The 12,012-nt window shown below is 61.7% G+C and carries 12 protein-coding genes and 1 pseudogene; 7 read left to right on the top strand and 6 right to left on the bottom strand.

Going from position 1 to position 12,012, the window contains the following annotated elements; all coding sequences use genetic code 11:
* Positions 1–22 precede the first annotated feature (22 nt).
* Positions 23–223 carry a hypothetical protein gene (locus tag ACT4OC_RS25030; protein WP_444841726.1) on the top strand — a complete coding sequence of 67 codons (201 nt, stop codon included), beginning with the start codon at positions 23–25 and terminating at the stop codon, positions 221–223.
* A gap of 145 nt (positions 224–368) precedes the next feature.
* Here the strand turns inward: ACT4OC_RS25030 and ACT4OC_RS25035 are convergent, their stop codons facing one another.
* A complete protein-coding gene (locus ACT4OC_RS25035) occupies positions 369–701 on the bottom strand; it encodes a helix-turn-helix domain-containing protein (RefSeq protein ID WP_444841727.1) in 333 nt (110 codons plus the stop codon).
* Positions 702–863: 162 nt separating this feature from the next.
* On the opposite strand from ACT4OC_RS25035, the gene ACT4OC_RS25040 reads away from it, so the two are divergent.
* Together ACT4OC_RS25040 and ACT4OC_RS25045 are read left to right on the top strand one after the other, a co-directional pair.
* A complete protein-coding gene (locus ACT4OC_RS25040; protein WP_444841728.1) occupies positions 864–1,133 on the top strand; it encodes a hypothetical protein in 270 nt (89 codons plus the stop codon).
* A 202-nt stretch (positions 1,134–1,335) separates the two neighbouring features.
* Positions 1,336–4,224 carry a cation-translocating P-type ATPase gene (locus ACT4OC_RS25045; RefSeq protein ID WP_444841729.1) on the top strand — a complete coding sequence of 963 codons (2,889 nt, stop codon included), beginning with the start codon at positions 1,336–1,338 and terminating at the stop codon, positions 4,222–4,224.
* Positions 4,225–4,251: 27 nt separating this feature from the next.
* Here ACT4OC_RS25045 and ACT4OC_RS25050 read toward each other — a convergent pair whose 3' ends face one another.
* Positions 4,252–4,626 (bottom strand): nuclear transport factor 2 family protein, encoded by a 375-nt coding sequence (locus ACT4OC_RS25050; protein WP_444841730.1) that lies wholly within the window; start codon positions 4,624–4,626, stop codon positions 4,252–4,254.
* A gap of 163 nt (positions 4,627–4,789) precedes the next feature.
* Between ACT4OC_RS25050 and guaA the strand changes: the two genes are divergently transcribed.
* Positions 4,790–6,385, top strand: coding sequence for a glutamine-hydrolyzing GMP synthase (gene guaA, locus ACT4OC_RS25055; RefSeq protein ID WP_444841731.1), 1,596 nt, complete (start codon positions 4,790–4,792; stop codon positions 6,383–6,385).
* Positions 6,386–6,497: 112 nt separating this feature from the next.
* Here guaA and ACT4OC_RS25060 read toward each other — a convergent pair whose 3' ends face one another.
* Positions 6,498–7,928 (bottom strand): alpha/beta hydrolase family protein, encoded by a 1,431-nt coding sequence (locus ACT4OC_RS25060; RefSeq protein WP_444841732.1) that lies wholly within the window; start codon positions 7,926–7,928, stop codon positions 6,498–6,500.
* A gap of 184 nt (positions 7,929–8,112) precedes the next feature.
* Here ACT4OC_RS25060 and ACT4OC_RS25065 point away from each other — a divergent pair, with 184 nt between their 5' ends.
* Together ACT4OC_RS25065 and ACT4OC_RS25070 are read left to right on the top strand one after the other, a co-directional pair.
* Complete coding sequence (locus ACT4OC_RS25065) at positions 8,113–8,400, top strand: hypothetical protein (protein WP_444841733.1); 288 nt, start codon at positions 8,113–8,115, stop codon at positions 8,398–8,400.
* Positions 8,397–8,837 (top strand): PIN domain-containing protein, encoded by a 441-nt coding sequence (locus ACT4OC_RS25070; RefSeq protein WP_444841734.1) that lies wholly within the window; start codon positions 8,397–8,399, stop codon positions 8,835–8,837. The genes ACT4OC_RS25065 and ACT4OC_RS25070 overlap by 4 nt, the downstream gene beginning before the upstream one ends.
* 50 nt (positions 8,838–8,887) lie before the next feature.
* Here the strand turns inward: ACT4OC_RS25070 and ACT4OC_RS25075 are convergent, their stop codons facing one another.
* Together ACT4OC_RS25075 and ACT4OC_RS25080 are read right to left on the bottom strand one after the other, a co-directional pair.
* Positions 8,888–9,292 carry a PIN domain-containing protein gene (locus ACT4OC_RS25075; RefSeq protein ID WP_444841735.1) on the bottom strand — a complete coding sequence of 135 codons (405 nt, stop codon included), beginning with the start codon at positions 9,290–9,292 and terminating at the stop codon, positions 8,888–8,890.
* On the bottom strand, positions 9,282–9,512 hold the full coding sequence (locus ACT4OC_RS25080; protein ID WP_444841736.1) for an AbrB/MazE/SpoVT family DNA-binding domain-containing protein: 231 nt from the start codon (positions 9,510–9,512) through the stop codon (positions 9,282–9,284). Before ACT4OC_RS25080 ends, ACT4OC_RS25075 begins: the two co-directional genes overlap by 11 nt.
* A gap of 98 nt (positions 9,513–9,610) precedes the next feature.
* Between ACT4OC_RS25080 and ACT4OC_RS25085 the strand changes: the two are divergent.
* Positions 9,611–9,977, top strand: a pseudogene (locus ACT4OC_RS25085) (GMP synthase (glutamine-hydrolyzing)); the annotation flags it as partial.
* Positions 9,978–10,058: 81 nt separating this feature from the next.
* Here ACT4OC_RS25085 and ACT4OC_RS25090 read toward each other — a convergent pair.
* Positions 10,059–12,012: TRAP transporter permease (locus tag ACT4OC_RS25090; protein ID WP_444841737.1), on the bottom strand; the 1,954-nt coding region annotated here is incomplete at its 5' end.

Consider the following 12,012-nt stretch of genomic DNA (forward strand, 5'->3'; position numbering starts at 1 on the left):
GCGTTTCGCCCGGTGACTTTATTTGAGCATGATCCTGATCGGAAAACCGGTCACCCACTTTTCCGGGATCATGCTGTCACCTGACGCAGCAAGCGGCCCATCGCAACCCGCACCACGTTTCGTGACGATCGCGAAACGTCCCTCACGGTGGCGCGGGCTGGACGAGGTCATGCAGCAAATCAGAATTCAGGTAAAGAGAAATTTTTTTCTGTTTTTTGCTTGACAAAAGAATTCCGGAAAAACGAAGGTGATTTGCCCTTCGTATTGATTTGTCGCAGGGAGTGGCGCGGGCCTGGTTGGCGGGGAGGGCGGCGTCGCCGGGAGCGATCATGACGCCGGCGTTGCCGGAACCCGTCTGCTGCGCTGCGTCACGATGCGGAACGCGCGGCCGAACGCGCCCGCTTCTTCCACGGCTCGCGGCCTTGGGATTCTATGTACAGAAGCCGGTGCAACTCCGGTTCATAAAGGGAAAGCAGCCGTTTCGTGAAAGCCGACGGATCAACCTGAAGCGCGTGAGCCCATGCCTCCAGCTTGGAGGTCGGAAGCCGGCAGAAGCCGGTCTCAACTTGCGAAATGAAGGCGTAATACTTGATGCCGAGCAGCTCTGCGAGCTCGAGTTGCGTCAAACCTGCCGTTTGTCTCAGCTGCCTGAGCCAGGCACCCGCCTCCTTCCACCGCCGCGGACTTGACTGGTGTTTCATAAATACTAGACTATCAGGCTATGCACTATTGATAAATAAATTCCGGGTTCGGCAATGGCTCGAAGGATCTCCCGGCGAATTGGCAACGGATCGGCCCCCTTTGGTTTGCGCTCGGGTCACGCCGGCGTTCCTCGAGGGCCGACGGCGGTTTTTGCCGGCGCGGTGGTCGCGGGTTTCGCGGCCTGGGGAATCTTCCAGGCCACGTTGCCGGCCGATCTGGTCATGCCGCTCGTGGCTACGGCCTTCTTCGTACTTGCTGCCGTACTCGGGCCGCTCGCGTGGCTTCGCAGGGAAATGAGTCCTCTCAACGTCACCTACACCGATGTCGTGGGCGCGCTGACATTGATCGGCGTCTTTGCGGCGGCGGCGATCGAGCCGGAGCAAATGCTGCGGCTGATCGAGGGCGGCATGAATCCGAAATTGGAAAGGTAATCGCACAACTCGAAAAACGTACCAGGCCGGGCCCCTCTGGCAGCTGATGAAGCTGCGATGTCGGACTGGATGAGGAGTGGCCCTTGGAAACCCGCAACCGCGCAAATCCCTTCGGGCCGAGTGCCGGCGTGGCATCACGCTCGCACCCTGCAGATCTGCCCTCCTCTTCGCACGTCGAACGACTGGTTCTGGGAGATCTGTCATGAATGTAATTGAAAAGCCGCCGATCATCGCAGCAAGCCTGAACGTTGCGCAACAGCCGCATCACCAGCGGGCAGAAGCAGTCATTCGCGAACTCAAGTCGAATGCTCAGCGGGGGCTCACGCAGGCAGACGCGCAGCAGCGGCTCGAACGACACGGACCGAACGAATTGAAGGGCGCAAAGGAGACGCCCTGGTGGCGGCGGCTCCTCGAGCAGTTCGAGAATGTGCTCGTCATCATCCTGCTCGTCGCCATCGTCATCTCCACGATCGAGTGGGCGCTGCAGGATCCGCGAGAAACTGCACTTCCCTACGAAGCGATCGTCATCAGCATCATCGTGATCCTGAACGCCATCCTCGGTTTCGTCCAGGAGGCACGCGCCGAGAAGTCGGTGCGAGCGCTGATGGCGCTAGCTGCGCCGGAAGCAAGCGTGGTGCGCGACGGTGAGCGGCGGCGCGTTCCAGCGCGCGAGGTCGTGCCAGGCGACGTGGTTCTCATCGAAGCGGGCGACAAGATTCCGGCAGACGCGCGGCTGATCGAGGACGCCAACCTCCACACGGACGAGGCGCCGCTGACCGGTGAAAGCATGCCCGTTGCAAAGGACCCGCGCCCGCTCAGCGGTGATATCGGCCTCGGCGATCGGTTGAACATGTTGTTCGCTGGAACGGTCGCAACTTACGGCCGCGGCCGCGCCGTCATTGTCGCCACCGCTATGCAAACCGAAGTCGGCAAGATCGCCGGCCTGCTCGAGGCGGCCGAGAAGGATCCAACGCCGCTACAGCAGGAACTCGACCGCACGGGCAAGCGGCTGACGATCATCATGCTCGGTATCTGCGCCCTCGTGTTTGCTGCCGGGTTGTTCAGTGCCAAGGTATTCACGCTCAATATCGTGCTGAGCATGTTCCTGTTCGCGGTCGCTCTCGCTGTCGCCGCCATTCCGGAAGCGCTTCCGGCGATCGTTACAATCGGCCTTAGCCTCGGTGTGCGGCGGATGGCGGCGGCGCATGCGATCGTGCGAAAGCTGCCGGCCATCGAAACGCTCGGCGCGGCCACGGTGATCTGCTCGGACAAGACTGGCACGCTCACGCGCAACGAGATGACGGTTCGAGCCATCTATTGCGGCGCATCCATCACCGACGTGGGCGGCAGCGGATATATTCCGGAAGGCGCGTTTACCTCCGACGGCAAGCCCCTCGCCAAAGGCTCACCCGTTCATCGTTGCCTGAAAAAGACCTTGACGGCGGCGGCCCTGGTCAACGACGCCGCGCTCAGCAATGCCGAGGGCCGCTGGAGCGTCCAAGGCGACCCGACCGAGGGCGCCCTAATCGTCGCCGCTCGAAAATTCGGCATCACCGAACAGGCGCTGGCCAAACGTCCGCGCGTTGCGGAAATCCCGTTTACCTCTGAACGCAAACGGCACACGACGGTGCATGCCGATCCGGACAAGTCCGGACACGTCGATGTCATGGTAAAAGGGGCGCCGGAGGTCCTTCTGTCGAGATGCCGGTTTGTCCTTCAGGATAACCAGCCAGTCGAACTGACGGAGACGCTACGCAGCAGCATCGCGCAGCGAAACGAAGCACTGGCAAGTCAGGCATTGCGCGTGCTGGCCATTGCCACTCGCAGCCTGAGGGCCTCCGATCTGGGCATCGACCTGCAAAGCCCAATGGACATCGAGTTGCCGGAATCCTTGGAGGAGGAGCTGGTGCTGCTCGGCCTGGTCGGCATGATTGATCCGCCGCGTGCAGAGGTGAAGAACGCCGTTGAAGTCGCCAGGCGAGCACATATCCGAACGGTGATGATCACCGGCGATCATCCCGCAACCGCCGCGGCGATCGCCACCGAGCTCAACATCCTTGAGCCGGGTGCCCGCGTGGTCACGGGCAGCGAACTGCGCACTCTCGACGACACGCAGCTGGACGCAATCGTTGAGAACGTGCGGGTATTCGCCCGCGTCGATCCCGACCACAAGCTGCGGATCGTGCAGTCATTGCAGCGCAAGGGACACATCGTTGCCATGACCGGTGACGGCATTAACGATGCGCCTGCGCTGAAGACAGCCAACATCGGGATCGCCATGGGCATTACCGGTACCGACGTTTCCAAGGAAGCCGCCGACATGGTGCTGACCGACGACAACTTCGCCAGCATCGTAAGAGCGATCGAAGAAGGTCGGGGCGTCTACGACAATATCCAGAAGTACCTCCTGTATCTACTCTCCACGAACTCCGGAGAACTCATGACGATGTTCGCCGGTGTGATGTTTGCCGGCGCGCTGGGGCTGATCGCGTTCGACGCCGGGCTTTTTCTGCCGCTGCTGGCAGCACAGCTGCTTTGGATCAACCTGGTCACCGATGGGCCGCCCGCGCTTGCACTCGGCGTTGACCCCAAGGATCGTGATGCAATGATGCGGCCGCCGCGCAAGCACGGCTCGGGCATTCTGCTCAACGAGGATTGGGTGCGCCTTGTCTGCGTTGGATTGGTGATGATGGTTGGCACCGTCGCCTTGCTGGATGCGTACTATCCAGGCGGCCTGTTCTCACCGTTCGCAACTGGAACGGCCCCCAATGCGTTTGACGAGGCGCATGCCCGCACCATCGCCTTCACGACCTTGATGCAGTTCCAACTCTTTGACGTCTATAATTGCCGCTCTCGTCGTCGAAGCGCCTTCATTGGTTTACTCGAGAACAAGTGGCTGCCGCTTTCGATAGCTTTCGCGCTCGGTACGCATATCCTGGTCGTTTACGTGCCATCCTTGCAGGCGGCATTTCACACCGTTCCGCTTTCGCTGCAGGACTGGGTGATCGCAATGATGGTAGCGGCCTCGTTGATGGCGGCAATGGAGATCGCCAAGGTCTTTCTGCGCAAGTACCGGCCGGAGCCGCACTGACATGCGGCGCCGGTTCGGAACTCGCGCTCAATGCACCGGATGGTTGGCCGAGCCCTGACTGATCCTGCCGTCGGCGTTCAGCCGCAGGTATTCGCAGATCCTGGCGCCGCGCTCGTTCTCGTAGTGCACGACGAGGCTGTCGGGGCTGACATAGACGTCGATCAGCCTGAAGTGCAGGTTGGGCAGGAGATCCAGCCCCTTGCGCCAATAGGTGCGCAAGCGGTCCTTGCCGCGCAGGGTGCCCGTGGGATCGAGGCCGAGCAGGGGGATCCTGTCCGAGGTCATCTCGGCCTCGTCGGCATAGAGCGCGAGGATGCGGTCGAGGTCGTGCGAGTTCCAGGCGTCGATCCATTGCCGGCCGAGGGCGGCGCAGTAGGCGGGGTCGTGGTGTGGTAGGGCCATTGGTTCCTCCCGTTGTTATATAGGTCAGTATTACTGACCTATATGGAATGTCCATCTGGAGAACCGGAACGTCTGGCCCGCACTGCCTGCATGCCTGCACAAGCATGTGGGCTGCCCGGATGCCGTTATTGCGACCAGGGCCGGGGTCGCGTATCTGCTTGCCATGACAGCAACACAGAAAGCCCAACAGCCGACGGCATCAGTGGCCTCGGCGCATGAGAAGATTCTGATCGTCGATTTCGGCAGTCAGGTGACGCAGCTGATCGCGCGCCGGGTGCGCGAGGAGGGCGTCTATTCCGAGATCGTGCCGTTCCAGAAGGCGGAAGCCGCTTTCCACGAGATGAAGCCGAAGGCGGTGATCCTCTCCGGCGGCCCGGAATCCGTGCACGAAGCAGGCTCGCCGCGCGCACCGCAGGCGATCTTCGATTCCGGAGTTCCCGTGCTCGGCATCTGCTACGGCCAGATGACCATGGCCGCCCAGCTCGGCGGCGAGGTCGAGGGCGGCCATGACAGAGAATTCGGCCGCGCCGACGTCGAGGTGAAGGGCGCGAGCCAGCTGTTCGACGCCACTTGGGAGAGGGGCGGCAAGTACCAGGTGTGGATGAGCCATGGCGACCGCATCACCAAAATGCCGCCGGGTTTTGTGGTGGCCGGCACCTCGCCGAATGCGCCGTTCGCGGTGATCCAGGACGAGAAGCGGAAGTATTACGGGCTGATGTTCCATCCCGAAGTGGTGCACACGCCCGACGGCGCCAAGCTGCTGCGCAACTTCGTGCGCAAGGTGGCAGGCCTTCACGGCGACTGGACCATGCGTGCCTTCCGCGAGGAGGCGATCGAGAAGATTCGGAAGCAGGTCGGCAGGGGCAGGGTGATCTGCGGGCTCTCCGGCGGCGTCGACTCGGCGGTGGCGGCCGTGCTGATCCACGAGGCGATCGGCGACCAGCTTACCTGCGTGTTCGTCGACCACGGCCTGCTCCGGCTCGACGAAGCCAAGACCGTCGTCGAACTCTTCCGCGGCCACTACAACATCCCGCTGGTTCACGTCGATGCCTCGAAGCAGTTCCTCGGCGAGCTCGAAGGCGTCACCGACCCCGAAGTGAAGCGCAAGACCATCGGCCGCCTCTTCATCGACGTGTTCGATGCGGAGGCGAAGAAAATCGGCGGCGCGGAGTTTCTGGCGCAGGGCACGCTCTACCCCGACGTGTTCGAGAGCGTTTCCTTCACCGGCGGGCCCTCGGTGACGTTCAAGTCGCACCACAATGTCGGCGGCCTGAACGAGCGCATGAACATGAAGCTGGTCGAGCCCTTGCGCGAGCTGTTCAAGGACGAGGTGCGCGCGCTCGGCCGCGAGCTTGGCCTGCCCGAAATCTTCGTCGGCCGCCACCCGTTTCCCGGCCCGGGCCTTGCCATCCGCTGCCCCGGCGACATCACGCGGGAAAAACTCGACATCCTGCGCAAGGCCGACGCCGTCTACATCGACCAGATCAGGAAGCACGGCCTCTACGACGAGATCTGGCAGGCCTTCGCCGTGCTGCTGCCGGTGAAGACGGTCGGCGTGATGGGCGACGGCCGCACCTACGACTACGTCGTGGGTCTCCGCGCCGTCACCTCCACCGACGGCATGACCGCGGACTTCTACCAGTTCGACATGAAGTTCCTGGGCGAGACCGCGACGCGCATCATCAACGAGGTGAAGGGCGTGAACCGCGTGGTGTACGACGTGACGAGCAAGCCGCCGGGGACGATTGAGTGGGAGTGAGGGGGCGTAGAATTAGGAAGAACTGGGATAGTGTCGGACAGGATTGCGAGACGGAATTAATAATCCGTATTCGATAGACACCAAGAGATATGGCGCCTGAGATTGTCGAAATTCAATGGATGCTGCGGAACCAGTTTAAGACGTTCTCGGAGCCGCCGAGCGTTGATGCATCGCCGTAGAGGCCGGCGAGGAATGTGCCGCGATGACTGCCGCCGGCGACCGGAACCCCAGTGGCGAGCTTGCCGCCAGCCGACAGCGCACGGGACACCATAGCGGGATGGATCGCTTCGTCGGCAAGGCCATAGTGGAAGCGGATAGGGGAATCGTAATTCCAATAGGAGGCGCGATTGGCGGCGAAGTGCCGAAGAAACGCACTGTTCCGAACGTCTGTGAAGCTGTCGAAAAAACCGGGAATTAACAGATCCGTGCCGGTCGGAAACGGCTTGCTCTGATCGAAGTCGAGTTTGTAGTCCTTCCAGAACTTCAGAGCGAAATCATGATATTCGGGTCGGATGGCGCTCCTCATCAAGCCGTTCAGGCCGTATTGTAGTTCGTAGCTTCCCAGCGCGACGATCATGCAGAGTGATATCCAGTTCGGCCGCGCCGGATAGGACGTCACGCCCGTGGGCAGGGTAAATGTCCGGACACCAGCCCAGAAACTCCATGCCTCATTCAAATCATTGAACGGACTGGCGACCGCCGTCCCCGTCAGTGGGCGGGACTTCGCGCGCAGCGCCTGATGCAGCCACTGCGTATTGAGCGCACCCTGCGACCAACCGTGAAGGAACAGCTTCGACGGCCTGAGGCCCAGTGACCGCATGGCCGCCTGCCCAGCGGCAAGGACATCGACGCAGGTTCGTACGCTCACGTCCTTGACCGCATAGCCTTCTCCACGGTCGCCGCGGAACGGCCCCTTGCCGACGTAGTCGGCGGCGATGACGGCATAACCTTGGCCGGCAAAGCGTTGAACGTTGAAGAGCGTTTCCAGCGAGTCCGCCGCATCCGTCAACTCGTACGCAGGGTCCGCAAGAAGCGTCAGGTTCGAAGGCACCTGATCGAAGGACAGGATGGTGCCGTGCTGCCAGGACAGCAGCGGCAATTCTCTTTTGATGCCGACCGGCAGCGCCAACAGACCGCTGATCTTGAGCTTTTCGCCCGTTTCGGGGACGACTGTATGCGTGACGATACGATGGAGATCGACGTCAAATCGCGCGCCATCTGTTTTCGCATCGAAAGCCGGCAGGATGACGGGTTTGTTAAACAGGGGATAGGCCTTGGCTACCAGCGTATCCAGTCGCTGGCTGCTCACACGGCACGAGCGATCAATACCTGACGTCCCGATGTCGCGTTTGCGTGCCGCTTGTGCCGTGGCCGCGCCCGCATCGGACAATCCAGCCGCCATCGCGCCGGCCGCCAGGATGAAGGAACGTCGCAGCTTGTCGACATCGTCTTTCGGCGAACGCCATTCCTTCATATCGGACAGGCTTGCAACAAACTTTGGAAGAGATGCCATGGCGAAATTTTCCAATTTGTACCAGATCACAGCTTAGCGTCATTCCAATTGACGGATGATGAATCGTGCGGTGATGCGGCGATAGCGAACGACGGCGGATCGTGCTGGTGGCGCTGACGGGTGACAGTGCACTTAATCCCATAATCCCACACAGCGGACCGGGCCGGAGCGCCGCGATCTTGCAATCGGTTACATATAGGCGTATGTAATCACGATGACCCACATCAGTATCCGCGATCTTCAGAAGATTTCCGGCGAGGCGATAGGGGCGCTTGCCGGGCCGACGCCTGTGAAATCGGGCGAGCGGACGGTCGGGCTGCTGATCCCCATGAAGTCGGCCGATCCGGATCGTCTTGCTGCCGTGTTGAAGCGGGCCGCAGCGCTGGCCAGGGGGCGTGACGCGGCCGCGGACGATGCGGCGCTCGCCGCATTCGGCGATGTCGATCCGGTCGATTGGTCGGTCGCGGCCGTAAAAGCCCTGACCCGCAAGTCGAAGGCGTGAGACGTCCGTCCACGACGATCGTCATCGACGCGGCCATTCTGGTCGCAGCCGTTCGAGGCCGAAATGCGGGTGCGATCCTGAAAGCCGCCGAGAGCGCGATCCTGGTCACCACGGATCGTGCGGTTCAGGAAGCTCGCCGGCGCATCGAGCTCGGATTGAAGCGCCCGGAGCTGCTCGACGTTCTCGACGATCTGGCGGAGTTGCTCACGGTCGTTCCCGTCGCCGCGCTGGAGCCTGTCCTTGCCCGATGCGAAGAGGCCCTTCGCGACGCGGTGCCGAGCCGTAACGGTTCAGTCCGCGGCGCCCCTGTGCTTGCGCTGGCCTGGAGTGTCGAGGCTGACGTCTGGACGACGGATCGCGACTTTGCGGGAACGGGTGTCGCGACCTGGTCGACGCCGAACCTGATGCGAGGACTTACCGAAGCCGGCGCGGGATAGCGGTCACATGGATCGTCGCGTAGCGCCCCGGCGAGGGCCGCCGCAGCCGGTCACTTGCCACGAAACGGATTGGATATCCGCAATCCCTCGTCGAGCTTCATGCCATGCTGCATGTCCTCCGACCAAAGGGTGTCGCAACCCGCGTCAAGTGCCGAGGCGGCAATCATCGAGTCGTAGATTGAAAGGCCGTATCGTTCGGCAATTCGGAGCCCGGCGTCGTGAGTCTCGACGGTGACGGGATGAACCGTCAACAGGCCGCGCAACGTGCCCAGCAATGCATGGGTCTCGTCCCAGGACATCTGCATTTTCCGGCGTGCCACGTTGGCCAGTTCGTTCAGAACTTGCACGCTGATCGAGCCGCCGCCAGCGACGATCGCTTCCGCACGATTGGCCTTCGAGGCATCGCCGGAGGCGAGGTAGACGAGGACGTTGGTATCGAAAAAACTAACGGGCATTCGCCTCGTCTCTGTCGAACCTGAAATCGGCGGGGAGACGGCCGCGGAATGCGCGCAGCCGCTTCAACAGCTCGTCGCGCCCGGGCTTGCGCGCCACGCCGAACTGTCGCCCGTCAGCGACGTGGATTTCGATTTCGTCGCCTTCCTTGAGCCCGAGCGCTTCGACCACCACGGCGGGAAGGCGAACCGCGAGGCTATTCCCCCATTTTGCGACTTGCATGCCCAGGTTCTCCATAGATATACATGGTATGAAATGTATATCTATTTCTATGCGAAAGTCAAGTTGACCGACGGGCGGCGGGCTTCGCAAACCGCTGACCCGGCCCAGGCCTCGCCATCCGCTGCCCCGGCGAAATCGCCAGGGACAAGCTCGACACTGCGCAAGGCCGATGCCGTCTATATCGACCAGATCAGGAAGCACGGCCTCTACGACGAAATCTGGCAGGCCCTCGCCGTGCTGCTGCCGGTGAAGACCGTCGGCGTGATGGGCGACGGCCGCACGTATGACTACGTCGTGGGCCTCCGCGCCGTGACCTCCACCGACGGCATGACCGCGGACTTCTACCAGTTCGACATGAAGTTTTTGGGCGAGACCGCCACGCGCATCATCAACGAGGTGAAGTGCGTCAACCGCGTGGTGTACGACGTGACGAGCAAGCCGCTCGGGACGATTGAGTGGGAGTAGGGGCGGCGGTAACCGGTGTGATCAAGTGCTCTTGCGTAGTGTTCGTCCCCAACTGTTGCAGATCGCCGGCAACCGGCCCTATTAGCCAACTTCGCGTTTGGCTTCGGTCAGAAGCTCGGACACGCTCTTGTCGCTGTTGCCGGCGGTGCCGGTGTCGGCAGGGAAGGCCTTCGGCGGGGCGATGGCACCATGCCGCCAGATGGCGGCGATGAGGATGGGCAGCAGCGCAATTGCGACAATCATGGCCAGCGTATCGTTCGGGTGGAACAGGGCCACGAACGAGATCGCCGCCATCAGGATGCGCAGCAACACGTCGCCGAAAGCGCTTTCGAGGCATCGTCCGTACAGCGCAAAGGCGACGCCGCACGTTCCCACGGTCACCAGCAGGACATCGGCGATCTGCCGCCAGCCGGGATGCAAGGCCATATCCGATCGGGTGAAGACCGCAAATGTCATCAGCGTGATGGGCAAACAGATTTTGAGTGCCTCCCACATGGTTCGCATGAACGACGCATTGGCAATTCGTGCGGAAACCGCGGCGGTGAGCGAGGTCGGCGGCGACAGCTCGCCCCAGACCGACAAGAAGAATACGAAGAAATGCGCAACCCACGGATTGATGCCGAGCTGCAGCATCGGCGGCACAATGATAACTGCGCCGATGATGTAGGTTGCGGTCGGCGGCAGGCCGGTGCCGAGGAACCAGCCAAACACCCACGCCATCAGCACCATTGCGATGATGTTCCAGGCGCCGAGATCGAGCAGCATCGCGCCCATCCGGTTGATGAATCCGGTCACCGTGAACAGCCCGATCATGATGCCAAGCGTCGCAAGCAGCAGAGTCAGGTAAGACGTCATTTCAGCATGCGTTTCGATACCGCGCCGGACGTTGCCAAGCAGGGTCTCGTCCCGGAGGGTGGGCTCCTTCAGTGCATATTTGAAATAGAGAAAGGCCGCGATCAGCAGGACGAGCATGGCTGTTGCAGAATAGAGTGCCGCGCGCAGTTCGCCCATTCCGGCCGAGCCCAGCAAATAAACAAGATAGAGTACGGCGCAGAGAAAGATGCCGGTGGTGACCTTGTCGTAGAGCGGCACCTGCGGTCTCTCGATGGGATCGTTCGGCAAAAGGCGCACGGTCAGCAGATGGACCGCAACCGCGATCGAAATGTAGTAGATGAAAGCGAAGCCGAATCCGCGCAGGACGACGTCCCAGTAGGGTACGCCAAGGAATTCCGCCATCAGGAAGGCGGCGGCTCCCATCATCGGCGGGGCAATCAGCCCGCCCATCGAGGCCGCGGTTTCGGCCGCAGCGGCGAAGGCTGGGGGTACACCATTGCGAACCATCAATGGAATGGTGATGGTGCCGACCACGGCGGCGTTCGCCGAGCCGCTGCCACTGATCAGTCCGATCGCGCTCGACCCCACCACCGCGGTTTGCGGAATCAGCCGTCTTGATCGGGCGATCAGTCGCACGACGTTGATCATATGGCGCTGCGCGTCGAAGCCGCTGGCGACGCCGGCGAGCAGCAGGAAGGCGGCGATCAGGGTCAGGGCGAGCTGGCCGTAAATCCCGTAGATGCCGGTCGAGAATTCGACGGTGCTCGACGTGACCACGCGATAGAAGGTGGTGCCGGGATGCCAGAAGAAGTCGAGCGGGCTTAGATATCCGTAGAGCGTGTAGACGACGAGGACGATATTGGTCCAGAAAAGGACCGGATGGGCGAGCCGGGACAGCTCCATCACAAGGAGAAACATGAGCAGGCCGACGATGAAATCCTGCCTTGTATAGGAGCCTTGCTGGTAGATGACGATTTCCTCGAACTGCCACCAGAAGTGCCAGAACGCGTAAAGGCAAATGGCTGTGTATACGGCGACGATGAGTTGATTGGCGATTGGCGGCAGCCATTTGTAAAGATAGCCCGCCTGGTACATGAACAGGATTTGCAGGATCAGCGCGATCGACAGGACACGCGCAACGAGCTCCTGCGGGACGCCAAGGCCCGTGTAGAAGTACCAAACCAACCAGAGGACCTGGATC

Source organism: Bradyrhizobium sp., from assembly GCF_052389815.1.
In the GTDB taxonomy this organism is placed as follows: domain Bacteria; phylum Pseudomonadota; class Alphaproteobacteria; order Rhizobiales; family Xanthobacteraceae; genus Bradyrhizobium.

What these genes read in the sequence shown, in the direction of transcription:
- ACT4OC_RS25035 (WP_444841727.1), bottom strand. Translation starts at nt 701, where the DNA reads ATGAAACACCAGTCAAGTCCGCGGCGGTGGAAGGAGGCGGGTGCCTGG.
- ACT4OC_RS25045 (WP_444841729.1), top strand. Translation starts at nt 1,336, where the DNA reads ATGAATGTAATTGAAAAGCCGCCGATCATCGCAGCAAGCCTGAACGTT.
- ACT4OC_RS25050 (WP_444841730.1), bottom strand. Translation starts at nt 4,626, where the DNA reads ATGGCCCTACCACACCACGACCCCGCCTACTGCGCCGCCCTCGGCCGG.
- guaA (WP_444841731.1), top strand. Translation starts at nt 4,790, where the DNA reads ATGACAGCAACACAGAAAGCCCAACAGCCGACGGCATCAGTGGCCTCG.
- ACT4OC_RS25065 (WP_444841733.1), top strand. Translation starts at nt 8,113, where the DNA reads ATGACCCACATCAGTATCCGCGATCTTCAGAAGATTTCCGGCGAGGCG.
- ACT4OC_RS25075 (WP_444841735.1), bottom strand. Translation starts at nt 9,292, where the DNA reads ATGCCCGTTAGTTTTTTCGATACCAACGTCCTCGTCTACCTCGCCTCC.
- ACT4OC_RS25080 (WP_444841736.1), bottom strand. Translation starts at nt 9,512, where the DNA reads ATGCAAGTCGCAAAATGGGGGAATAGCCTCGCGGTTCGCCTTCCCGCC.